We start from the raw sequence: 26,348 nt of genomic DNA, 5'->3' as shown, positions 1-26,348 counted from the left end.
TTCTTCTTTCCTTTTTCATAATTATAAAGTTAACATTTGTAGCTTAACTATTAGTGTTGAATTTTATACTATATCCAGGTCGAAGTGGACGTAGTCTAATAGCATAGGGTGAAACCCTATGAAATGAATGCCTTATCAGAAAAAAGTCCTGAAGGGACGAGGTAATTCTCTTCTATTGGCAAGAAAATCCACCCTCTATTAAAATCAAAGATTGAATTGCATGATAACACGAATGTTGATGCATATGGATTTGTCACACTTTTTGCCCAATCTATCCTATTATATCATTACGGGGAATGTAAAGATATGATCTATTCGTGTCAGAAAATTGACAATGCAAAAAGTCCGCCAAATCAATTTTGTCTGATGCCAATACCGTGGTTTTTCAAACCACGGCTATGACATATCATCCCTTCAGGATGACTGAGCGAAGTTGCTCTTTAGAGCAACCAAATGCCTTAAATAGGCATTTGATGAGGGAACCACGACCTCTGTGTCGTGGGTGGGGAAGCCAGGGCGAGAGAAGTCACGACCTCCGTGTCGTGACCACACTACTTTAAGATTGACAAGCATAAACTACGATTGCAGTAATAATTTAATAATGGATGAAGGAACCGGGCTTCGACAAAGCTCAGCCGCCGATTCCTCCGTGTTTCGGGTGTGAACGAGCGAAATACGTAGTATCCAATGTCCAGAACATGACTGAATGCAGTTGCTCGAAGAGCAACCAGATGAACTAAATGTTCATCTGATGAAGGAGCCACGACCACTGTGTCGTGGGTGGGGAAGCCAGGGCGAGTGAAGTCGCAGCCACTGTGCCGAGGCGAGATTGCATTTATATTGATCAGTATAAAATTTCATTTTACAATAAAATTATAATAGCATTGAGGGAAGACGACCACTGTGCCGAGGCGTGATTAGAATATAATTTATCAAAATTTTGATTTCTGACATTCGAACAATTATTACGGGTACCAATTCTATTTTATCCACCCCCGCCTTTCAGACACCCCCGCCAGCGGGGGACATTAGAGCAACTTTATTCAGTCGTGCATTTTGATCGGTCATCCATTGAGGGTATTTGGTCACTACGTGACTTCATTCTGTTATATTCAGTCGTGTACTTCATTCGGTCACCCCGGCTTGACTTCAACGTAATTCGTAAGGTAAAATACCACCATGCCGGCATGACCTAATGAAGTTGTTCTATTGAAAAATCCGAGGGATTATACGATTTACATTTTATGATGACGGAAAAGATTTTGAAAATATTTGGAGTTAGACGAGGCTACGACTGAAAGAAGCTCACGACCGAATGTAGTTCGAAGAACCGTAGACCTTAAATAGGTCTACGATGAGGGAGCCACGACCGCTGTGTCGTGGGTGGGTAGGGAAAGACCGTAAATCGGTCAAGGTTGAAGGAGCCGAAACCTCCGCGTTTCGGGAGGGGGTGGCTCCATAGCCGTAGCTACGGCGAGTATTTTAAACGATGTATAACTTCAAATAAATCGAAAGATTTCCGTTAATTATAAATGTAATTCGTATTAAATATCCATTGGATAAGTAGTACTGAGCTGTGTCGAAGGCCCTGCAATAAGCCCCTACTCTGAAGTTAACCGAGGTAATAGTCGAAGTGAAGGAAGTCGGTTGGAATCGAAGATTTGGTATTATATGTCGTATTTATTTGTCTTCTGGTATCCTAAAATGCAAGACACTCTTTTCACTGTCAATGTAATATTCAATCTGTGTAATGGTCTTTAAATCCTCTAGAAAAACTTCAATGGGTTGGTTGCGATCCAATATGCCGGCAAATCGCTTACTCTTAATCGTCGGATTGTCCAATTGAATATCTAGTCCATACCATCGAGGTAGAACTTGACAAATTTGGAGTAAACTGGCGTCGTAAAAATAAAATAGTCCCTTTTGCCATGCTAAGACTTGTTTGGCTTGAAAAGATTGTTCAGACATACCGCCTTCTATGCTATAGGTGATTTCTGTCCCTGGACTTATGATGGATTCTTTTTCCTCTACTTTTAGTTTGACAGAACCCTCTATAAGTGCTACTTTGTCAACTCCAGTATCATAGGTATTTACATTGAACTCTGTGCCCAATACTTCTACATCTGATTCGGGTAGGTGAACAATAAATGGTCTGTTTTCATCCCTTGCTATGTCAAAGTATGCTTCCCCTTCAATATAAATTTCACGTTGATGACTTTGAAATTTTAAAGGGAACTTCATTGTGGTGGCTGAGTTTAACCAAACATGGGAACCATCTGGTAGTTCAATCTTATAATCCATTCCTATAGGAACGGTCAAAGTGTTGAGTGCAATGGCTTCTGCAGCTTCATCTATCTTCTCGCTCTCTTTAATGATTAGCGTTCGACTCGTATTTTCAATATCTGTACCACTGGAATTAAGTTGACCTTTTTCTTTGTTTAGGTTGATGGTCCGACCATCGGCAAGGGTAAGTGCGATATGGTCAGTAGTTTGGTCGATTGACACAATCAGAGGTTGGTCTTGGGAATGATTCCAAAAAAAGTAAATTACAGACAATCCCAACAATAACATTACGGATGCCGCCACCACTTTTATCCATAGATCAAATCGATGAGCTATAGAACGTTCTTCCAATGTCCAAGGAGGTGTGGTTTTTGAGTTTTTGAAGTTTTTTATGGTGTTAGACGAGATAGTTAATTGAAATTTTTGCCATTTTTCTCGAATTGCAGGATCTTTTTCTATTAAATCATCAATGAAAGTTTCATCTGCTGCACTGATGACACCGGCTAATTTTTCCGTCATTAACTGATATATTCTATCCTTTGTTTCTTCCATATCTATCATTAATACAGCTAATCTAAAGTAAAGGGTTACAGCGATTCAGTTTTATTCAAAATTTTTCGTAATGTTTTCAATGCATTGGCCATTAACTTCTTAACGGTTTCTTGTGAAATTGATAATTCAGTCGATATTTCTTTGCGTGTTTTACCGGAAATATAGCCTAATTCAAATACTTCTCTTTGCCGTTTTGTGAGCTGATTTAAAGCTTGGTTAATGTTGTTTTTCAGGTCTAATGATTCCAGCCTATTTTCTGGTAGTGTGTAGTCTTGAGGCAGTAGGAGGTCGGCATATCTAGATTGTCTGGTTTTATTTTTAGCGATTCGATTGAGACTACGGTTTTTAATGCAAATAAATAGGTAGTTTTTTAAGGCAGGTATCGATTTGGCTTCGATTAATCTATATTTCTTATTTTCCCAAAAGTCTATAAAGAATTCTTGAACTACTTCTTCTGCTTCTATCTCATTTCGCAAGACCGTATAAGCACATATACTTAGCCAAGATTGATATTGAGTAAATAGATGGTTGAGGGCTGTTAAATGACCTGATTTTAGTTTGTTAATAAAATCAATATCATTGGTTGGATTCATCATTGTTTACATTATTTCTTCTATTATTTCATATTCCTTTTTTTGTATTTTATTGTATTCAAATCGTTTGATATTTAATATGTTTCCATTAGTACAATTTAAATGTAACATAATTTTTTTATGTAGAGAAAGTTAACCCTTTTTTTGACAATAAAAAATAAGACATAACAATCGCTCTATCAGTCATATTTTCCGCTAAAACAAGGAATCTTTTTTTCGGCAAACGCTCTATTTTTGTAAGTTTCTTTGGTTTTTGACCATAAGTCAATAGTAAAATTTGTTTATTTTATTTTTAAAAAATTAACATTGCCGTAACCCGTAATTCATATTCTCAGGTATTTAAGTTGAGGTCATTAATTTTTAACATCAAAATATGTGGATATGAATCTATTTCGCCATCTTCAAATTCTCTTATTATTCAATAAAACAGACCGAAATAATTCGATTTTGGCTAAGGTTTTCTTGATTTTACTTAGTTTTTCAGTATCTAGTCAAATAGTATTTGCCGCTCAGGATACGGAGAAAATAACCCTGTCATTTAAAGATGTAACGCTTAAGACAGTCTTCGATGCCATAGAAGAACAAACCAATATCGCCTTTATGTACGATTTGGAAGCTGTCAACGATCAGCAAAAAGTAAGTATCGAGGCAGAGAACGTCGATTTTAGAACTTTTTTGGATCAATTATTTAAAGACAAATCACTGCGTTGGAACCAACGAGGTAAAGTGGTAAGAATCGTCAATAAACCTAAAGTAAGGATTATTCCTAGAATTGGACTGAATCGAATTAAGTCTCCTACTTCTGAATCCAACAATGGTATTGTGTTGGATATATCGGGTAACGTTACCGATTCCGAGGGGCAAGCCTTGATAGGGGTCAATGTATTGGTTAAAGGGACTAGCCTCGGTACCTCTACCGATTTTATGGGTAATTTTAGCCTTACTAATGTGGATGACAATGACATATTGATTGTGTCTTATATTGGGTATCAAACCAAAGAAGTACCTGTAAATGGGATGGCTACGCTCTCCATTATGTTGGATGAAGACCGTCAGACTTTAGACGAAGTAGTCGTAGTGGGATATGGTACCGTTAAAAAGTCAGATGTTACCGGTTCATTGTCTTCTGTCAATGAAGAAGAAATCAACGCCTACGCTTCCGCCAATGTGATGCAAGCGCTGGCAGGTAGAGCATCTGGGGTGCAGGTAAAACAGAATACAGGTCATCCTGGTGGTGCAATCAGTATTCGAGTACGTGGAACTACTTCCATTGTAGGGGCCAATGAACCATTATACGTAGTAGATGGATTCCCCGTAAGTAGTCCGGAAACCATAAATAATTCTAGTATTAAAAGTATAGAAATCTTAAAAGATGCTTCTGCCGTGGCCATCTATGGATCGAGAGCATCCAATGGTGTGGTTTTGATAACTACAAAAGATGGAGAATCCGGTAAGTCAAAAATAACTTTAGAATCAAGTCTGGGATTTCAACGGGTAATAAAAGAAATTGAAATGGCCAATCCATTGGAGTATGGTTTGTATTTCAATGAATTGTATGCCAATTTAAGTAGAGATCCTCTGTTCTCAGAATCTGAAATCAATGACTTTAGGACCATGGGAGAGGGGACGAATTGGCAGGATGTCGTTTATCAGACCGATGCCCCTATCCAAAATTATTCCCTAAACATTGCAGGTGGTAATGAAAAAACTAAATTTTCAATCACTGGAGGACTGTTTGATCAACAGGGAATTATTAAAAATAGTGATTACAAGAGATATTCTTTAAATAATAGACTTCAACATAAATTCGATGATAAATTTTCAGTCGACCTATCGTTGACCCTGTCTAAGAATCAATCCTCACGTAAATTATCTGGTCAAGGCCGTTTCGGGACCTCATTGATTGGTCGAGCCTATGGTATTCCTTCTAGTTTGCCAGTATATGAAGAAGACGGTAGTTATTTAGAACCCGTCGAACACTATCCCTTCGTATCAGAGGCATTGTATAGCCCTCTTAATTTTATTAATGAACAAGATGATTTATTTTCATCCAACAACGTATTGGTCAACACCAGTCTTTCTTATGCTATAATAGAAGGATTAGTTTTGAAGATTTCTGGAGGAGTCGAAAGCCGAAATACCAATTCTAACTTCTATCAAACTATTAATTTTCAAAATGATCCGAATGGTAGAGCTACAGTTTCTAGCTCGGAATACACCAGTTTGTTGAATGAGAATACTTTGAGTTACAACAAAGATATCGGAGATAAACACAGTTTCGGTGCAGTTGCTGGATTTACTTATCAGGATTTCATAACTACATCTTTGAATGGAAGTGGAACAGGTTTCTTGAGTGATGTTTCGGAATCATATGGATTGGCTACTGCTGCTGTTCCTGGCATTCCCGGTTCCGGTTATTCCAAATCAGTATTGTTATCGGGATTGGGTCGATTGAATTATAGCTATGACGATAGATACCTTTTTACAGTGAGTTTTAGAGGTGATGGTTCTTCCATCTATACTGAAGGCAATAAGTGGGGATATTTCCCTTCTGCAGCTTTTTCATGGAGATTGTCTAAGGAGAATTTCTTTAATTTAAATCCAAATGTTTTTAGTGATTTGAGATTGAGAGCGAGCTGGGGAAAAGCGGGTAATCAAGCCATTAGTGCTTATTCAACTTTAAATACCTTGAATCCCGGTAGTACGGTTTGGGGAAGTTCATTGTTTACTACCATGTCGCCCAGCACGCGATTAGCAGCCGATTTGAAATGGGAAACAACGGAGCAAGTCAATTTTGGCTTGGACTGGACGATTATGGATGGTCGTTTTAATTTTACGGCAGACTACTATGTTAAAGAAACTACTGACTTGTTGAATGCTGTGCAGTTGGCTCGAAGTACTGGGTATACCAATTCGCTGCGTAATATTGGTCGAATATCTAACAAAGGGTTTGAATTGTCTGGAAACGCTGTTATACTCCCCAAAGGGGATTTCAATTGGGATGTAAATGCCAATATTTCCTTTAATCGATCTAAGGTGTTGGAATTATATGATGGACAAGATATACTAGCGGGGCAATTGTCCATGATTCGATTTACCGATTGGGGGAATACTTATCGCGAAGGAGAGCCTTTGGGAATTATTTATGGATACGAAGAAGATGGATACGATGAAAATGGTTTCTTGAAATACAAATCAGAGGAGAAAGTAAAATTAGGAGATCCTAATCCCGATTTTATTTTCGGCTTGAACTCCGACATGTCCTATAAAGCTTTTAGTTTGTCAATGTTCTTCAGTGGAACCTATGGCAATGATATTATCAATATGAGCTCGATTGCTTTTACAGTGGATAATACCAATGGAACCAATAAATTAAAGGAGGTTATCAATAATTATTGGACTCCTGACAATCCTGATGCCAAGTATCCACTGCCTCATCAAGGTCATAAATATTTATTTTCCGATCGATACGTAGAGGATGGTTCTTATATAAGAATGCGTAATATCATTTTTACCTATCAACTGCCTTTGTCCAATGTTCAAAATATTGCCAATGCTGAAATTTATTTTAGTGGTCAAAATCTCCTCACTTTCACTAAGTATTCCTGGGTTGATCCCGATGTTAACTCAAGAGGGGGTGCCAATTCACTGGATCAAGGGATAGATTATTCTACTTATCCATCTGCCAAGTCATACACTTTTGGCTTTAGAATTGGATTCTAATTATTAATTAATTAAAAACAGCACATTATGAAAAATATCATATTATATATATTGCCTTTAATTGCATTTTTTGCCTGTGAAGATGCTTTGATCGAAAAACCTAAATCACTTACTGTCGAAAGTTTCTATAATGCACCCGGAGAAGTAGAAACAGGGTTAGCTGCTATTTATACTCCCATGAGAGAGAGAATAGACGGATGGTGGTTGTCCATGATTGAATGTCAAACCGAATACGGTAGTGGGATGAACGGTGCGGCCAATTTTGATGCTTGTAAAACCATGCAGGGCTTGGATGGTGTTACCTCCAATAATATTGTTCGAAGTTGGGATAGTTTTTACTCCAGTATTCGAAATGCCAACTTAGTGATTCATTATACTGAGAAAAGTGAAAGCTTAAGTCAGGCTGATAAAGATCGTTTTGTAGCGGAAGCTAAATTTTTAAGAGCTATAGCTTATTTTCATTTAACTAGAGCCTGGGGTGGACTTCCTATATATACAGAAGAAAATCTTTATGAAACCACTGGTGCACCAAAGAGTAGTCAAGAGGCAGTATATGATTTGATCCGATCTGATATGGAATTTGCGGCACAATATTTACCAGAACAAGCTCCAATCGCCGGTCGGCCATCCAAATGGGCTGCCAAAACGGCTTTGTCTGATGTGTACTTGTATTTAGAGGAATATCAATTGGCCAGCTCGACTGCATTGGAGGTGATTGAAGCCAATCAATACAGTTTAGAGCCGGTGTCTCAGCCTGAAGACTTTAATAACCTTTTTGGGTTAACTGCCAGTTCGCCGGAAGAAATATTTTATTTCAAATACAATCAAAATTCTAAAAGTAGTTTGATCCTATTTACCCAAGAAATTAATACCCCATATTTTGGTAGTGCCGGCTACGGTATCTTCAATTGGGATAAATTAAATCCATTTTATGTGGAATGGGAAGATGGAGATTTTCGTAAAGAATTTAATTGGTATGAGTCGGATAAAGCAAATACTTACCTGCCCGGTCAGCCTGCATTTTCTCAAGATGCCGTTCATATTTGTCCTAAAAAATATAATGATCCCGACGGTACGGCAACTATAGCCACTTTTGATTTTCCGGTCTATCGTTTTGCTGAACTTTTATTGATATATGCTGAAGCTACGGCCTATGTTGAAAATGGTCCTACAGCCGACGCTATGGAAAAACTGAATATGGTTCACAGAAGAGCATATGGCTATGATGTCAATTCGCCCTCACCGGTTGATTTTAATGTTGAAGATTATGATTTAACCACTTTTGTCGATTTGATTATCCAAGAGCGAGGATACGAATTTCAATTTGAAGGCAAACGATGGTTTGATCTAGTGCGTAGTGGTAGAGTGTATGACAACATGGAAAAGTATATTTTCAGAAGTGTAGCGGAGAAACATTTGTTGTGGCCTATACCTTCTTTGGAATTTGATTTAAATGAAGCAATGGGGCCTGAAGATCAAAATCCGGGATATTAAGAACAGAATTAGATAAATATTGAAAGATAGTATTGGTTTTCTGAAAGATAGTATTATAATTAGAGATAATTATAAAATATTTTTATAAAACTAAAAATTACACTAAAAATAAATTACTAATGAATTTGAACAAATTTTGTAAAAGTCAAAAGGCTAACCAAAGGAGGTGGAATCTTTTGGGTGGTAGCCTTATGACATTATTCGTCTTTTTTATCACCTATTCTTCCGGTCAAGCTCAATCTAAAGTATTTAAGGCTGGAGCTTCTATAAGTAATGTTACTCCTGCCTTAGGGGGTGCTATTATTGGAGGCTGGAATTCGCCCCCTGCCGACTATATTCACGATGATTTAAATGCTAGATCGGTTGTATTGGACGATGGCGAAACCACATTGGCTATCGTTGTAGTAGATAATGTTCATATAAAGCGGGAAGTATTTGACGCTGCCAAGGCCATTATCGAAAATCGAACTGGTATTCCTTATGCCAATGTTATGATGTCATCCACTCATACCCATTCTGGTGTTGGAGCGCATAATACTAAAGGAAATAGAAAAGGATGGCAGGTCGGTGAACCTTTGGATGAATATCAGCGATTTATTGCTAGAAGAATAGCCGATGGAGTTCAAACGGCATATAAAAATCTCGAGCCAGCTAAAATAGGTTGGGGAGGGGTCGATGTGCCTGAACATGTATTTAATCGCAGATGGTTTATGACAGAAGAAGTAATGAATCCATTTGGAGGTATGGATAAAGTTAAGATGAATCCGGGAAGTGAAAATCTTGTTAGGCCGGCTGGACCTATTGATCCAGAAGTTGCTTTCATGGCTGTTGAGTCCAAAGACGGAAAACCCATTGCCTTGTTGGGTAATTATTCTTTACACTATGTTGGCAATGTACCTCATGGATCTATCTCAGCAGATTATTTTGCCATATTTGCCGATCGAATGCAAGAGTTACTCAATGCCGATCGTCAAGAGCCTCGCTTTGTAGGGATAATGTCTAACGGTACCAGTGGAGATATCAATAATATTAATTTTGGAGGTAAACGAGTGAGTAAGCCGTATTACGAACAAATGAATTACGTGGCCAATGATGTTGCCGAAAAAGTATATAAAGCTTATCAAGAAATTTCATTTCAAGATTATGTGTCATTAGGTGCCGAGCAGTCAGAATTGACTTTGGAAGTTAGAAAGGCAACTCCTGAAATACTTAAAAATATGGAATTGGCAAGAGCGCGTCCGGTGGATGACAAGCCGCTCTTTCATCGTCATGAAAAGACCTATGCAGAGAGAATACAAATCATCGAAGAAGAATGGCCTGATGAAATTGATGTCGTTATGCAGACTTTTAAGGTTGGAGATTTGGGTATCGCTGCTATTCCCTTCGAAGTATTTGCAGAGATTGGATTAGAAATCAAAGAAAAAAGTCCATTTGACCAGACATTTACCCTGGGGTTGGCGAACGGTATTTATGGTTATTTACCCACACCGGAACAACATAAATTGGGCGGTTATGAAACATGGTTGGGTACGAATAGAGTGGAGTATAATGCCTCTCGAAAAATCGTATCTGAGTTGTTGAGTTTATTCTCAAAATTGGACTAAATTTTACTGAAATTCCGAAGATAAATTCTTCCTATTTTTTCTTTCTATTACTGTGATTAGGTAGCCATTTTAACTAATGGAAAAGCAGTAATAAGATTAAAGATTTCCTATGAAGGCTCGAATATTCATATTCGGGCCTTTTTAACAATATTTCATCAATAGTTGAAAGATAGTATCAGTTTTCTGTATGATAGTATTATAAATATAGATAATTATAGAATAAGTTTGGGAATACAATAAAAATAGAAACTTTTTTAACTAAAAAAATTACTAAGTCAATATGATATTTAACCATATACATCAGATGAGAAATCAAATGAGTCAGCGACCTTTTTTCAATAGCATTTTGGCTGTATTGATTTTGTTTTTAACCTATACTAACGGTCAGTCTCAATCCAAGGTTTTTATGGCCGGAGCTTCTATTAGTAATATTACGCCTCCTTTGGGAGAACCGGTGGTTGGGAATTGGAATTCGCCTCCAGCTACCTATATTCACGATCAAATCAATGTTAGAAGTATTGCCTTGAATGACGGAAATACAACCTTGATTTTTTCCATCATTGACAATGTTTCTATAAATCGAGAGGTTTTGGATGCTGCCAAGGCTATAATACACAATAAAACAAGGATTCCCTATGCCAATTTAATGTTGGCATCTACTCATACCCATTCTAGCATCAGTGCTGGAAAGACTGGAAGTCAACGTCGAGGGTGGCAGTATGGGGAACCATTGGATGAATACCAACGATTTGTAGCCAAGAGAGTGGCTGATGGTGTATTAGTAGCTATCGAAAATCTAGAGCCTGCAAAAATAGGTTGGGGAGGTGTCGACGTTCCCGATCATGTTTTCAACAGACGTTGGTTGATGAAGGAACCAGTAATGAGTCCATTGGGTATTATGGATAAGGCAAAAATGAATCCGGGCAATCTCAATCCCAATCTCGATAAACCAGCAGGACCCATTGATCCAGAAGTTTCTTTTTTGGCTTTGGAGTCTGTAGATGGGCGGCCTATAGCATTGTTGGGTAATTATTCTTTACACTATGTTGGTGGGGTACCTAAAGGACATGTGTCTGCTGATTACTTTGCAATATTTGGGGATAGAATGCAAGAATTGCTTGGAGCCGATCGACAAGAACCTGCATTTGTTGGCATTATGTCCAACGGTACCAGCGGAGATATCAACAATCTTAATTTTGGTAAGCCAAGAGAAAATCATGAACCATATGAAAAGATGAAGATCGTGGCCAATGATGTAGCAGATAAAGTATACAAAACCTATCAAAATGTAAAGTTTCAAGACTGGGTGCAATTAGGTGCAGCGGCATCGGAACTGACTTTGGATGTTAGACGAGCGAGTCCAGAAGTTCTCAAAAATATGGAACTAGTTATGGAAAGACCAATGGATGACAAACCCTTGTTTCATCCACTGGAGAAAAACTACGCTAATAGAATCATGCAATTGGAGACGCAATGGCCAGATCAAATTGATATTGTTATGCAAACTTTCAAAATTGGTGACTTGGGCATAGCTGCTATTCCATTTGAAGTATTTGCTGAAATTGGATTGGAAATCAAAGAGAAGAGTCCTTTTGACGATACTTTTACCATCGAATTGGCAAATGGAGCCTATGGATATTTGCCATCGCCGGAACAACATGAGGTTGGTGGATACGAGACATGGTTAAGCACCAATAGGGTAGAACTCAATGCCTCACGCAAAATCATTGCTGAATTAATGGAATTGTTTTCCAATTTGGACTAGATAAAAGTGATATTTAAAAATTTATATAATTCCTTTTTATGTTTCCTTTTGTTTTGGGGACTGAGTGTGTCAATAGTACAAGCACAAGGCAATGCTTCAAAACAACCAAATTTTATTGTATTTTATTGTGATAATTTGGGGTACGGTGATATTGAGCCCTTTGGTTCCACTGTTAACCGTACTCCACATTTGAATCAAATGGCCAAGGAAGGCCGAAAATTCACTCACTTTTATGTGACTTCAGGGGTATGTACACCTTCTAGAGCATCGATTATGACAGGATGTTATGCTCAGCGAGTAGGTATGCATTGGAATGATCGTGATGGTCAAGTATTGCGCCCTATTTCACCTTATGGACTACATCCAGATGAAATCACTATAGCAGAAGTCCTTGAAAAAGCAGGATACCAAACCGGGATAATAGGCAAATGGCATTTAGGCGATCAGCCTGGATTACTGCCCACAGATCAGGGCTTCGATTATTTTTATGGAATTCCATACAGTGACGATATGACGAGAGAGGTTGGACTGCGATTGGGCCAACGGTATGAAGGTTATCAATGGCCTGATCTGCCATTGATGCTCAACGACAAAGTCCTCGATCACCAAGTAGATAGAAATTTACTCACTCGTGATTATACTGAAAAGACATTGGCATATATAGAAAATCATGCCGACAATCCTTTTTTCCTTTATTTGCCACAAGCCATGCCGGGTAGTACAAAGCAACCATTCTCCAGCGCTGGATTTCGCGGTCGGAGTATGAGTGGGCCCTGGGGAGATAGTGTAGAGGAACTCGATTGGTCCCTCGGAGAAATAATGTCAAAACTAGAGGAATTGGGCATAGCAGAACAAACCTTACTGATATTTACTTCGGACAATGGTTCTCCAATGGGCAAGGATATGGAAGGGGTAGAACGCGGAACGAATCGTCCTCTTCATGGCCGGGGGTATACTACGGCGGAAGGTGGATTTAGAGTGCCTTGCATTATGTGGTGGCCAGGCAGGGTTCCTGCGTCTACGGTTTGTCAAGAGATGGTGACCACCATGGATCTTTTACCTACATTCGCTCAATATGCCAATGTATCACTGCCTGAAGGTGTAAAAATTGATGGGCATCCCATTAACGATCTCATTGATGGGCAATATGGGACCAAAACTCCATATACTGCTTTTTACTATTATGATCAGCATCAATTGCAAGCTGTTCGTAGTGGTCCTTGGAAGTTGTTTGTCCCTTTACAAGAGTTTCGCAACCATCCTCATTTTGATTCCGCAGATAGTGTACAGCCATTGTTATTTAATGTAGTAGAAGATATTTCATCTTCCCATAATTTAGCTTCTTCTAATCCCGAAATTGTACAACAATTGACAATATTAGCAGAAGAGGCGAGGAAGGATTTGGGTGATTTAAATCGGCCAGGGCAAAACCAACGTCCACCGGGTAAGGTCAGTAATCCCATTCCCATGGTTTCCAAGTAATCATTAACTAAAAATAAATCACAAATGGACAGTAACAACACAGAGTTAGAAATGGAGGCCTTAGGGGATGCCGTACGATCCAAATTGCCGATGTCGAAACGACTAGGGTTTTGGCCAAATACCTTTATTTTATGGGGTTTTGTATTGGTGATATCCAGTCTTTTGGTAGGAGGATTGGTCGGTACTCAATTGCCTTTTAAGGATGCGATGATCGTAATCTTTATGGCTGGTGCTTTCAATAGTATTATTGCTATACTTATCGGTGTCATCGGTGCGAGAACAGGATATACCAGTGCTATGATATACCGGTATTCCTATGGAAATAAAGGGGTATTATTACCCAATATGATCATATCAATCACTACGGTGGTATGGTTTGCCGTAATATTGAATATTACTAGAGATGCTTTTGTCAATATGATGGCCATAGAAGTGGGCAGTCCCGTATTTTGGGTGGTCACACTTATGATGGCTATTATTTTCTTAATTCCCGCTTATAAAACCATGAAGTGGATAGCTTATGTGGATTATTTGGCAGCTCCTGCTATTATATTAATATTGGTAGCTACCGTTTGGGGGGCTCTCGATGTCGGAGGAGGATTTTTTGAAATTATAAAAAATGCGCCAGCAGCATCAGCTTCTATATTGGTCGTATTTACTGCTACTGCTGGTGGATGGTTACACGGCAATACGGTAATTTCAGATTTTACAAGATTTTATAAAAATGATAAACAGGCCACTTGGGGATTATTTCTCACCTATGGTGTTTTGATGGTTTTCCAATACATTGGAGCTACTATCGGAGCCTTGGCCACAGGAGAGTGGAATATTTTCTTAATCATGGATCGATTTGGTCTATTAGAAATAACTTTTTTCGCTATTTTCTTGGGTTCATGGTCTACCTGTATGGCTGCGATTTATTTTGCCGCCAATATGATGTCCGCTCCACCGGTTCCCATCTATAAGAATGAAGAAAAGACGAGAAAATTGGTATTGTTGATTTGCTGGGGCTTAGCTATATTTTTTGCTTGGTATGGTCCAGATCAAATATTCAATTTTTTCTTGCAGTTTTTAGCTTGGTTAATAGGTCCTATTGCCATTACGGTTATTGTGGATTATTGGCTATTCCCACAGAAGAGGAGTCAATATGAAGACGAAAATGGTATGCCCAATATGAATATTAACCCCGCAGCATATGTTGCATGGATAGGTGGGTTTTTGATCGGGTATTTTACCCAATCTATATTTATTTCATTGATCAATGGAATGGTGTCTGCTGGAGTGATTTATTATCTATGGATGAATCATGCTATAAAACGAGGTACAACGCCTGAAAATCAACTGCGGGCTTTATTTGGGCAGAGTAAGTTGGAGCCTAAGCAGTAATACAAAAAGCAAAATAAATTACTAACAATAAACGAAGATATTGAAAAACAGAAACAGCATTTGGAGTTTATACCTTGTCATATTTTTGGTCTTGACAGCATCGAGTTGTCAATCACCAGAAAACGATCTTGGTCTAGTGGTAGAAGATGGACTAGTGGCCACTTTAATTGTTCAGGAGCCATTGGTAATGGATCCTGTGGCCTATGCATTTGATCCTCAGGGATTGCTTTACGTGGTCGAAGATAGAGGATATCCCGATCCTCCTGAAGGTGGAACTCCAGACGACAAAATTGGACGAATTGCTCAACTTCGGGATACCGATGGAGATGGTCAATACGATGAAAGACGAGAGTTTGTCACCGGATTGACCTATCCCAATGGTGTACTACCATGGGACGGTGGTATTTTTGTGACTTGTGCACCTGACATCTATTATTTTAAAGATACAGATGGTGATGGAGTAGCCGATATTCGCCAAGTGGTCTTGACTGGGTTTAAGGATACCAAAACTGCACAATTGAGAATGAGCCACCCGACTCTTGGTTTGGACGGCTGGATTTACGTTACTAGTGGACTGAATGGAGGAGAAATTGTATCTCCTCTTCATCCAGAACGGGATAAGGTAGTTTTTTCAGCTTCAGATGGAAGGTTTAATCCTAAGACTTTTGAATTTGAAATCGTAGGAGGAAGAAGTCAGTTTGGGATAACCTTTGATTTGTATGGCCACAGATTTGGTTGTTCGAATCGGCATCCTGTGATGCAAACCGTAATAGAGCCCCAATATCTCAATAGAAATCCTTATCTATCCTACAATCAGATGGTGGAAAATGTATCCAAGGTGGCTGCAGAAGCTGTAGTATTTCCTTTAGTAGATGTGGCTACGACTTCAGATTTTATGCCCAATTTGATGGGGAGATCACATCAGGGAACATTTACTTCTGCCAGTAGTACATTCATATTTAATGGGTCGGGACTCAGTCCAGCTCATGAGGGCAATGTCTTTATCTGTGAGTCTGCTCAGAACTTGGTTCAGCGCCAGATAATGTCTACCAATGGAGTGGCATTTAAATCGGACTTAGCCTATGAAGGGAAAGAATTTTTGTCTTCAGAAAATGAATGGTTTAGGCCAGTCTACGTAAATCAAGGACCAGAAGGTGGCTTATACGTGGTAGATATGCATCGAAAAGTCATCGATCATCCCTCATATGTTCCTGAAGCTATCAGAGATAAACTCGATTTTCAGAGTGGCCGAGATATGGGTAGAATTTATAGAATCTCCTCAAAAGATCGTGTCAATGGTTTGAAGAATAAAAAATGGTTTAGTGCTGATCCAGACATGGCAGAATTGCTTAACTTTTTGGAATCAAATGAAGAATGGGATCGTTTAACGGCTTTTAACTTGTTGTTGCAGCAAGATAAATTAACTGATCTCCAGGGATTGGAAAAGGTTGCATTGTCATCAGATTCTCCAAGCGCTCGAGCTAAAGCACTGTGGATTCTTCATGTATTTGACAAATTAAGTGTAGAAGTGTTGATACAAGCCTTGGAAGATAGCGAAGCTGGTGTTAGAGAACAAGCTGTTTTGTTGTCGGCAGATCAGTATAATACTGACACTGAATTAAAACAGGCGTTCTTAGCTAGAGTAAAGGACGACAATATGCAGGTGAAATTCAATGTCGCCTTGGTGTTGGGTTCTGAAGAAGGTGAAGATGCAACCAAGGCATTGGCGGAGTTGGCATTGTCTGATGGACAAGATCCTTGGATGCGTGCTGGAATATTAAGTGGTATCGGTCAACGAATGATGCCATTCTTAACAGAAATTAATGCTTTGGATGATGTCGATTCAGAGGCTTATCCCTTGATTATGGAAGATCTTGGACAGATGTTTGGCAACGGTGCAACCATAGCTCAGTGCAAAGAAATATTAAATATGGTTTTGCAAAATCAGGCGGAATCTAAAGCCGGAGTAGCTACCGTTTTGGGACTGGCAGAAGGTTTGTCTGGACGAAAGGAATTATCGAAAGCCAAAAGTGTATTGTCATTTTTAACCTCTAGGATGACTAAAGGTGGCGAAAAGCAAAAATTTGAGTCCTTCTTTAAATCAGCGTTAAAGATGGCTTCCGATCCTTCACTTGACTTAGATACTAGGATCACAGCTCTGGAGCTGTTGGGATATACCGATGACCAAAGAAGTTTATCCATACTTAAGTCTGCACTGATGTCCAATCAATTGCCCGAAATACAGCAGGCTGCAATAAAATCTATATCAAAACAAGGAAGTGCAGCTGGAGCAAGTTTGTTGACACATTCCGATACTTGGTCGGGATTTACACCTCAGGTGCGTTCAACAGCCATTTCCGCCTTGGTATCCAAAAAAGCCTTTATTCCCGTGATGCTTGACGCTATAGAAGATGGCTTAATCGCTGCCTCTGATATACCTTCTACCAATCGCCAGCGCTTGATGAAGAGTAACAATCCCGCTATTAAAAAGCAGGCTGAGGAAGTGTTTTCAGCTCTAGAAAGTGGAGATAGAATGAAGATTTATGAAGACTACAAAAATATGTTTTCAGGCAATGGAGATCCTGACAATGGCAAGGCAAAATTTGAAATGATCTGCAGTGTTTGTCATACCTATGATGGTAATGGAGGTAGGGTAGGACCAGATCTTTCAGGGATTAAAAATCAACCTGCCGATGCCATTTTACTACATACTTTGGTGCCCAATTATGAAGTTTATCCCACTTATCAGACCGTTTCTATTCAGACCCAGGATGATCGTTCCATTACGGGATGGATTGTTTCTGAAACAGACAACAGCGTAACCTTGCGGATTGGTTCTGGAGATGATGAAACGGTTTTGAGATCAGCAATAGCCTCGATTACCAATACTGGACTTTCGTTGATGCCAGAGGGCTTGGAACAAACTATGTCACAACAAGATTTATTTGACTTAATTGCCTATTTAAAATCGGGCAGTACTTTTTAAAAAGCATAGAAAATGAATATGAATATAAAAATCTGGCAAAGTTGCCTAATGTGTAGTTTAGGTATTTTGTCAATGTTTAATGTAAATGGACAAAGCCAAACAGAGAAAGTATTACTGGCAGGTGCCGCTCAAACCATCATTACTCCACCAATTGGATATTCCATTAATGGAGGGATGAGAGATAGAGCGACAACCAACGTTCACGATGAAACCCATGCCAAAGGAATAGTAATCGACAATGGTGAAAATCAATTGGCATTTGTGATATCTGACCTTTGTATGGTATATCGAGAAACTTTAGATAAAGCCAAGAAACGAGCCCATGAATTGACTGGAATACCAGTAGAGAATATGATGATGTCAGCTACACATACTCACTCTTCAGGAACGGCTTGTAATGTTTTTCAAAGCACTCCAGATCCAGCCTATCTTGAGTTTTTAAGTATTAAGATTGGAGATGCTGTGGCCAGAGCTTATGAAAATAGAGTTCCAGCTATGATTGGTTGGGGTTTTGGTAGTGAACCTACTCAGGTATTCAATAGAAGATGGATGTTGAAAGAAGGTTATACCAATACTAATCCATTTGGCGGTCAAGATAAAGTTCAAATGAATCCAGGGGTTAACAATCCCAATAAGACTGTGCCTTCTGGGCCTGTAGATCCGGAGGTTTCCGTAGTTTCTATTAAGTCATTGGATGGGGATCAAATCGCTTTATTGGCTAATTATTCTCTGCATTATGTGGGGAATACAGGAGCGGGTATGATATCAGCCGATTATTATGGAGCCTTTGCTGAGAGAATGACTCAATTGTTGGATGTTGATGACCAAGATATCCCTTTTGTAGGCATTATGTCCAACGGTACAAGTGGCAATATCAACAATGTGGATTATTCGGGTAAAGCGTATAAAAAAACTGGCGGAGCATACAGTCAAATCAATTTTGTGGCCAATACTGTGGCTGCTGAAGTATATAAGGTAATGCAGTTTATCGATTATCAAGATTGGATTAGTTTAGATAGTGAACAAGATGAGATATCTCTTGGTGTTCGTCGTCCAGAACCTCATGAAATTGAGCGTGCCAAAAAAATATTGGCTAAAGCAGAGGGACCAGTTCTGAAGTCTAGAGAAGAAATATACGCTAATGAGACTATGGCGATGAAGGATTATCCTGCCCAAGTGCCCTTGATTATGCAAGCATTTCGATTAGGTGACCTAGCTATTGCAGCCATCCCTTGTGAGGTATTTGTAGAAATTGGATTGCAGCTTAAAGAGGAAAATCCATTTGAAGATATGTTTACCATTTCTTTGGCCAATGGATACAATGGTTATTTACCTACTCCAGAGCAACATGCCCTAGGAGGCTACGAAACATGGAGGGCCAAATCTAGTTATTTGGAAGTCAATGCCTCAGTGAAGATTACCGATAAAATAATGGAATTGCTAAAACGATTGGATTAATAATTCCAACCTTGTTAGCAATCAAAACAAATAAGAATATTTATAAACTAAGAAAAATAAACAATCTATGAAAATATCGATGACGTCAATAAAATATTGGTCTACACTATGTTTACTCTTGCCTATTTTACTGGCATCTTGTGGATCTTCAACTTCTTCTACGACGGAAACAGCGGAGGAAGATAGCGAAACCATAAAACTGTTTAATGGGGAAAATTTAGATGGATGGTATACGTTTTTAAAAGACAGAGGTCGCGACAACGATCCCAAATCAGTATTTACCGTTGAAGATGGTATCATTAAGATTACCGGAGAAGAATGGGGGTGTATTACTACCGATGAAGAATATGAGAACTATCATTTAACTACGGAGTTTAAATGGGGTGGTCCCGCCCATGCACCTCGTGAAGACAAAGCCAGAGACTGTGGTATTTTAGTTCATTCTATTGGTGAAGATGGTGCGTATAATGGTACTTGGATGTTGTCTATAGAGGTTCAAATCATTGAAGGAGGAACTGGAGACTTTATAGTAGTTGGGGACAAAACAGATAAATTTTCTGTAACCAGCCCATCTGCAGATGAATTGCAAGGGACTTCATTTGTGTTCCAAGAAGGAGGTGAAATGAAGACTAGGAATAGTGGTAGAGTGAATTGGTGGGGACGTTCTCCAGAATGGAAAGACACCATTGATTTTAGAGGTCCAGATGATGTGGAAAAACCAGTTGGTGAATGGAATACTCTAGAGGTAATAGCTGAAGGAGATACCATAGTGGTTATTTTAAATGGTGTTGTGGTAAACAAAGCCTTTAATGTGTCTCCAAGTAAAGGAAGAATTCAAATTCAATCTGAAGCAGCTGAGATTCATTTTAGAAAAATCGATCTTAAACCTTTATAACTGGCTGAGGATAAGTAGTTCATCAATAGGATAATTATCCTAAAAAATAATAATGTAAAAAAAGACCCTGTTTGTTGGCTCTCTAAAGAGCGAGGGCCAACCATGGTCTTTTTATATTTTAAAATATAATCATTAAGTCTATTCATTTCTTTAGCTTGGTGATTTTTCTGAAAATTGAATATGGAAAACATAAATACTAGTGAAATTCCGGTAGCTGTAGTGGGACTTGGATTGATGGGGTGTAGTATTACGACTTGCTTATTAATCGCAGGACATCCCGTAGTGGCATTGGCTCCAATATCTGCCGATCTAAATCATGCAGAAAGCAGAATAAATAAACATTTTGAGCGATCATTTGCCAATGGTATCGTTCAAAATTCACCAGAACATTATCTTCAAAACCTGACCATTACAGAAGACTATGCAGACCTAAAGAATTGTAAAATTGTTTTGGAATGTACTATTGAAAATATAGATGTAAAGGCCTCAGTTTTTGGTAAAATTGAGCCACATTTGGCTGAAGATGCCTTGTTAACCAGTAATACCTCGGCTATACCTATAACCCAGTTACAGGCACTTACCGGAAGACCAGAGCGATTTTTCGGATTGCACTGGGCCGAACCTTCTCATACCACTCGGTTTTTGGAAATAATCTGTGGAGATCAGAGCAATGTAGAACTAGGCGAATATTTATATCAACTGTCACACCAATGGGCTAAAGAACCTATTTTGGTGCGTAAAGATATTCCCGGTTTCATTACCAATCGGTTGATGTATGCTATGTATAGGGAAGCATTTCATTTGGTAGAAAATGGATACGCCACGATTGAGGATGTCGATCGATCTTGTCGTAATAATGCCGGTTATTTTATGACTCTTGTAGGAGTATTTCGTTGGATGGACTTGACCGGAGTAAAGGCATATCACACCGTAATGAAAAATTTGTTTCCGACATTGCACAACGGGACTGAAGTTCCCAAATTGATTGATGAAATAGTCAAGCGAGACGGAAATGGGGTTTCCAATGCCAATGGTTTTTACGATTATAGCGATGAAGAGGCTGAAATGTGGGAAAAAACATTTACAGAATTTACTTATAAAATTAGAGAGTTAGCCCTACAATATCCCAGTGATATAGTAAAGCAGAAAATGAATAAGGCAGATGTGGACGATTAACCATCCTAAATAGAAAATATTTGGTTGATTGGAAAGGAATTAAATCATTAAAAAAATATTGGATTGAGATTATGAAGGGAATTCAACGAATAGCTTTTGGTTTATGTTTTTTAATGTTGAACTGTTTTATCATTCAAGGCCAAGAATTATTGGTGGGTATGGTGGAAAAAAATATCACTCCTCCGGTAGGTTATCCACATTATAGAGGTATCAGTACTGGAGTCCACGATTCCCTTTATGCCAAAACCATGTATTTGCAACAGGGAGATGAGGAAGTGGCTGTTGTTTCTTGTGACCTATTGTGGGTGGGTAGAACGCTTTCTACTGCGGCGAGGATGTCTATAGCGACCCAGACCTCTATCCCCTATGAAAATATCATCATAGCGGGAACGCATTCACATACTTCCCCTGCCTATGAAAATGATATTTTGGAATTAAATGAACATATACGAGGACCTATTCCAAAGGTGGAGAATATCGATGGATTACCCTATGATAAATGGTTAGCCAATAGTATTGCTAATTCTGTGTTGGAAGCCAAAGCAAAACGAGAACCGATGACGATGGAATTCAGTAGTGGGTATCGGGATAATTTATCATTTAACCGCAGGTATTTTTTGAATACAGGCAAGGTTAAAACCAATCCCGGTATACTTAATCCCGCAGCAATAAAAGCTACTGGACCGAATGATCCGGAAGTGGGAATACTTTGGATGAAAGATACGAAAGGACAGCCCAAGGCTACTTTTGTCAATTTTGCCAACCATACTGATACCAAGGGAGGTACTGAATTTAGTGCAGATTTTCCTGGGTTCTTAGCTCAAAAACTTAAGTCTACATTTGGAGAGGATTTTGTCTCTATTTATGGTCAAGGTACTTGTGGCAATCTTAACCATGTCAATATTAAAAAGAAGGAACAGCTGACTTCAGAAGAAATAGGTTTTGCATTAGCCGATGAAGTTGAGCGACAATTGCCTGTTTTGAGGGCAATAGACAGACCTGATTTGTCGATGAAGTCAGAAATAGTTTATGCTCCATTACAACATTACACTGAAGATGAATTGGCGCAAGCTAAAACTGACCAGCCTTTTTATGAAGAGGAAGCCGCTTTTTTTCAACTTAGACGATCGATGAAAATTCGTTCTTTGGAACGAATTAGAAAATTTGAAGCAGTACCGCCTACTGTTCAATCCGGTACCTGGATGGTTCCGGTTGAGATTCAAGTGATTAAATTGAACGATGATGTTGCTATTGTCGGAATGCCAGGAGAAGTGTTTGTGGAGTTGGGATTAGCTATAAAAGAGGCCTCTCCTTTTAAGATGACAATGGTACTTGAACTCACCAATGCCCATATTGCCTATGTACCTACAGAGGAGGGTTTTAAACAAGGGGGGTACGAGACCATTAATTCTCGATTGGCTCCTGGAGGGGGAGAATTGATGGCAGAAGCTGCAATTCGATTATTAAAAGACTTAAAAGATTAGTAGGGATAGTGGGGAATACCAAATAATTTTAAAATCTTAACTTACATTTTAAATGTATTTCGTAGTAGAGGTCTTTTAGATTGATCGAGTAAAAGGGATAGACTTTTGGCGGATTATGTGCGGTCTGTGATCGGGGGTAGAAATTTAAAACTGACACAAAGGTATTTGTGTAAAATATATCACCTAAAAACTAAAATCGTTGAAGTACAAGATTTTATTTTTATTCACAGTGGCATGGATGATGATCTATCAGTCAACTGTTGCGCAGTCGACGAACAGGCAGTATAACAAGGACTATCGGTATTATGCCAAAAAGGCGAAAGAGCCTATAATTATCGATGGAGAGTTGGATGAATTGGATTGGAAACGAGCCGACGAAGCTAAAGATTTTGCTAAGGTACTCCCTATAGATACGGGATGGGCTAGTCAATCCTCTGAAGTGATGGTCAGTTATTCAGACCAGCATTTGTATATTGCCATTACATTTTATGATACGTTACCTGGAAAGCGTGTTATGGAATCTTTTCGTCGGGATTTTAGTTTTGGTAAAAACGACAATTTCTTGTTGTTCCTCGATCCTTTTTTAGATCAAACTACGGGTTTTTCGTTTGGTGTGTCGGCTTCAGGAGCACAATGGGATGGAACCATGTCCGATGGTTCGAAAGTCAATACGGATTGGGATTGTAAATGGGTTTCTGTGACCAAACACTATAAGGATCGCTGGGTTTCAGAGATGAGTATTCCCTTTAAGTCGATAAGTTATCCTTCGGGCAGTAAAGAGTGGAATATAAATTTTAGTCGCTTGGATTTAAAATCCAATGAAAAGTCATCGTGGGCTCCAGTCCCGAGACAATTTCCCACGGCATCTTTGTCTTATACAGGACGATTGGTTTTTGAAGATGAATTGCCTCCATCCAAGGTGCAACTGTCTTTCATCCCCTATATCAATGGTAGTTATTCTAAGTCACCAGATCAAAATAGTAAGGGGAAATACGATGCTGATTTTGGAATGGATGCCAAGATTGGATTGTCATCTTCCATGAATATTGATTTGACCTATAATCCAGATTTTGCTCAAGTTGAAGTAGATCAACAAATTACTAATATTGATCGATTTGAGTTACTGTTTCCTGAAAAACGACAATTTTTTTTACAAAACAGTGATTTGTTTTCCGGTTATGGAGAGGCTTCAACTACGCCTTTTTTCACTCGACGGATTGGTTTGGATGCCCCTGTATTAGGTGGCGTTCGTTTAAGTGGTAAATTAGGCAATGATGTGAGAGTGGGGTTGATGAATATGACGACTCAAAAAACAGAAGAAGATTTAGCCCGAAACTATACGGTAGCTTCCATACAGAAGAAGGTATTTGCCCGATCTAATATTGGCGTTATTTTCGTAAACAAAGAGTATTTTAATCAGCCAGATAGCAGTGAATTGTACAACAGGGTATTGGGTTTGGATTATAACTTGGCCAGTAAAAACAATACTTGGACGGGAAAATTTTACTACCATAATTCATTTCAGGCCAAGACAGACAATCATCGATATTCACAGGGTGCGCGTTTGGCTTACAAGACAAAAAACATTCAGGCTGAATTGTCTCAAATATCGGTTGGCAAAAATTACGATGCCGAGGTGGGCTATATTCAACGTCGAGGGTATCATCTTTTAAGACCGACCATTACCTATTTGTTCGTCCCCAATAAGAAGATCGTCAATCATGGTCCTACCTTGTCTCACGAGCTGTATTTTAATCCCGAATTTCAACGCAACGAGCAGAACAATACCATTAATTACTTATTGGTATTTCGAGATCGGTCGGAGTTAAGTTTGGGATATAAACAGAGTTTTATTGAATTGGATCGAGATTTTGATCCTACTTACCGCAGTGACTTTATTCTACCTCAAGGCAGTACCTATTCTTTTGGACGTTTTTTGGCCAGTTATACGTCTACGGCGAAAAAACTACTTTCGTGGTCTGCAGAAATATCGAAGGGAGATTTCTATAATGGGACAATTCAATATGTTCAAGGACAATTGGGGTATCGGATTCAACCATATGTGAATATGTCATTTAATGTTAATTACACTGATATTTCATTGCCTTACCCATTTATACCTACTGATTTATGGTTGATTGGGCCAAAATTAGATATTACTTTAACAGAGAAGATATTTTGGTCTCTTTTTGTGCAATACAATGAGCAAATAGATAATCTTAATCTCAACATGAGATTTCAATGGCGATATCAGCCTGTGTCCGATATATTTCTGGTGTATACTGATAATTATGCCATTGATGGACGGGAGTCGCGCAGTAGAGCCTTGGTTTTTAAGATGACGTATTGGATTAATTAAAACGAAATTCATTTCGTATAAGTTTAAGGGTCAGAATATTTTTTGTAGAAATTATAGGTCCTGTATTTTTTAATGACGGTTAAAATTACGAGGGTATTTGAAGATTGTATTCTATGGAATTGTTATCGCCATGATACAATTGCAAATAAAAATCACAGTGTTTTTTTAACGATGTGAGTTTTTTTAATCAAGCGGATTTCTGTAAAAGTCGGGTATTTTCGGAAAACATTGCTTTAGGCTTATGCATCACGATATCGCGATACGTCCTCGGCTCGTGCTTCATCATCCGATCTATAACGTGATAAAACAAGTCTCCCTCCATATCACTTCGGTTGAGTCTAAAGAAATATTCATCTATATAATACTGTAAATGTTCAGCATGTCCGTGAATTCCCCTCAGCCAATGCAATAGACCGCAACCGATCCGATAAGGCATCACTAAAGGACGTTTACCTTTATTGGGTAATACTGCCCTCATCCTCATAAATTCATTTTGCAGAGGTCTAAACCCTATCCATCCCGTCGTTTTAATGGGAGCTACCTTTTCTACATGATCATTGAAAATAAATCTAAGTTCTTTCGCACTGAGATTTTTTACTCTGTGGCCATAGGTATTGCCTCGGCCACTCCCTTTTTTCTCATGAGCGAGCACGGCGAGCTTCTTCTTCACTACCTTCTCCCCTTTTTCAATGACGTTATTAATACCCAATTCGCAGGTCATAATTTCTACTTCGTTAGCAATCCGATATTTTTTTCTACTGCCCATAGATTGCATGATCTTTTGCTTAAAAAGCCAGCAAGTTTTTTGTCTTAAATTGAGTTTTCTACTCAATTCAGTAGAGGCTATGCCCCTTTTATTTGTCGAGACCAAATAAACGATATAAAAGGCCTTCTTCAAACTAAACTTTACCATGTGGAATAATGTATTGGCCGTTGGCGATTCTACATATCCACAAGCCGTACACCTGCGATTGTATTTTTTTCTACCTGAACAGTACTTTTTGCGTTTGCAACGGTGACATTGATAACCTTTTTCCCATTTCTTGTCAAAGAGGTACTTCAAACAACTTTCATCATCAGGAAATTGCTGCTGGAAGTCAAAAAAAGA

At 38.7% G+C, this 26,348-nt stretch carries 15 protein-coding genes; 12 read left to right on the top strand and 3 right to left on the bottom strand.

Annotation, left to right across the window (positions count from 1 at the left end; all coding sequences use genetic code 11):
• Nucleotides 1–1,680: 1,680 nt before the first annotated feature.
• Together LVD51_RS18725 and LVD51_RS18720 are read right to left on the bottom strand one after the other, a co-directional pair.
• Nucleotides 1,681–2,835 carry a FecR domain-containing protein gene (locus tag LVD51_RS18725; protein ID WP_236972904.1) on the bottom strand — a complete coding sequence of 385 codons (1,155 nt, stop codon included), beginning with the start codon at nucleotides 2,833–2,835 and terminating at the stop codon, nucleotides 1,681–1,683.
• Between the two features lie 35 nt (nucleotides 2,836–2,870).
• A complete protein-coding gene (locus tag LVD51_RS18720; protein WP_236972903.1) occupies nucleotides 2,871–3,431 on the bottom strand; it encodes an RNA polymerase sigma factor in 561 nt (186 codons plus the stop codon).
• Nucleotides 3,432–3,809: 378 nt separating this feature from the next.
• Here LVD51_RS18720 and LVD51_RS18715 point away from each other — a divergent pair, with 378 nt between their 5' ends.
• From LVD51_RS18715 to LVD51_RS18660, 12 genes are all read left to right on the top strand, one after another.
• A complete protein-coding gene (locus LVD51_RS18715) occupies nucleotides 3,810–7,151 on the top strand; it encodes a TonB-dependent receptor (RefSeq protein WP_236972902.1) in 3,342 nt (1,113 codons plus the stop codon).
• A gap of 27 nt (nucleotides 7,152–7,178) precedes the next feature.
• A complete protein-coding gene (locus tag LVD51_RS18710; RefSeq protein WP_236972901.1) occupies nucleotides 7,179–8,645 on the top strand; it encodes a RagB/SusD family nutrient uptake outer membrane protein in 1,467 nt (488 codons plus the stop codon).
• Between the two features lie 119 nt (nucleotides 8,646–8,764).
• The gene (locus LVD51_RS18705) at nucleotides 8,765–10,249 is read left to right on the top strand and encodes a neutral/alkaline non-lysosomal ceramidase N-terminal domain-containing protein (protein ID WP_236972900.1); all 1,485 of its coding nucleotides are present in this window, start codon (nucleotides 8,765–8,767) and stop codon (nucleotides 10,247–10,249) included.
• A gap of 304 nt (nucleotides 10,250–10,553) precedes the next feature.
• Complete coding sequence (locus LVD51_RS18700; protein ID WP_236972899.1) at nucleotides 10,554–12,014, top strand: hypothetical protein; 1,461 nt, start codon at nucleotides 10,554–10,556, stop codon at nucleotides 12,012–12,014.
• Nucleotides 12,015–12,080: 66 nt separating this feature from the next.
• Nucleotides 12,081–13,496 carry a sulfatase family protein gene (locus LVD51_RS18695; protein ID WP_236972898.1) on the top strand — a complete coding sequence of 472 codons (1,416 nt, stop codon included), beginning with the start codon at nucleotides 12,081–12,083 and terminating at the stop codon, nucleotides 13,494–13,496.
• 24 nt (nucleotides 13,497–13,520) lie between these two features.
• Complete coding sequence (locus LVD51_RS18690; RefSeq protein ID WP_236972897.1) at nucleotides 13,521–14,882, top strand: cytosine permease; 1,362 nt, start codon at nucleotides 13,521–13,523, stop codon at nucleotides 14,880–14,882.
• Between the two features lie 40 nt (nucleotides 14,883–14,922).
• Nucleotides 14,923–17,868, top strand: a complete 2,946-nt coding sequence (locus LVD51_RS18685; RefSeq protein WP_236972896.1) for a PVC-type heme-binding CxxCH protein — start codon at nucleotides 14,923–14,925, stop codon at nucleotides 17,866–17,868.
• 12 nt (nucleotides 17,869–17,880) lie between these two features.
• Entirely contained in the window at nucleotides 17,881–19,326 is a 1,446-nt protein-coding gene (locus tag LVD51_RS18680; protein WP_236972895.1) for a hypothetical protein, read from the top strand.
• 67 nt (nucleotides 19,327–19,393) lie between these two features.
• Nucleotides 19,394–20,221, top strand: coding sequence for a 3-keto-disaccharide hydrolase (locus LVD51_RS18675; RefSeq protein WP_236972894.1), 828 nt, complete (start codon nucleotides 19,394–19,396; stop codon nucleotides 20,219–20,221).
• Nucleotides 20,222–20,401: 180 nt separating this feature from the next.
• Complete coding sequence (locus tag LVD51_RS18670) at nucleotides 20,402–21,397, top strand: 3-hydroxyacyl-CoA dehydrogenase family protein (protein ID WP_236972893.1); 996 nt, start codon at nucleotides 20,402–20,404, stop codon at nucleotides 21,395–21,397.
• A 71-nt stretch (nucleotides 21,398–21,468) separates the two neighbouring features.
• Entirely contained in the window at nucleotides 21,469–22,881 is a 1,413-nt protein-coding gene (locus LVD51_RS18665) for a hypothetical protein (RefSeq protein ID WP_236972892.1), read from the top strand.
• 199 nt (nucleotides 22,882–23,080) lie between these two features.
• The gene (locus LVD51_RS18660) at nucleotides 23,081–25,240 is read left to right on the top strand and encodes a DUF5916 domain-containing protein (protein WP_236972891.1); all 2,160 of its coding nucleotides are present in this window, start codon (nucleotides 23,081–23,083) and stop codon (nucleotides 25,238–25,240) included.
• Nucleotides 25,241–25,427: 187 nt separating this feature from the next.
• On the opposite strand, the gene LVD51_RS18655 is transcribed toward LVD51_RS18660, so the two are convergent.
• The coding region (locus LVD51_RS18655; RefSeq protein ID WP_236972890.1) for an IS1595 family transposase at nucleotides 25,428–26,348 on the bottom strand (921 nt) is incomplete at its 5' end.

It is taken from the genome of Membranihabitans marinus, assembly GCF_021729155.1.
In the GTDB taxonomy this organism is placed as follows: Bacteria; Bacteroidota; Bacteroidia; order Chitinophagales; family Saprospiraceae; genus Membranihabitans; species Membranihabitans marinus.
The sequence above is the reverse complement of the archived record's forward strand: the minus strand, read 5'-3'. Positions and strand labels throughout refer to the sequence as shown.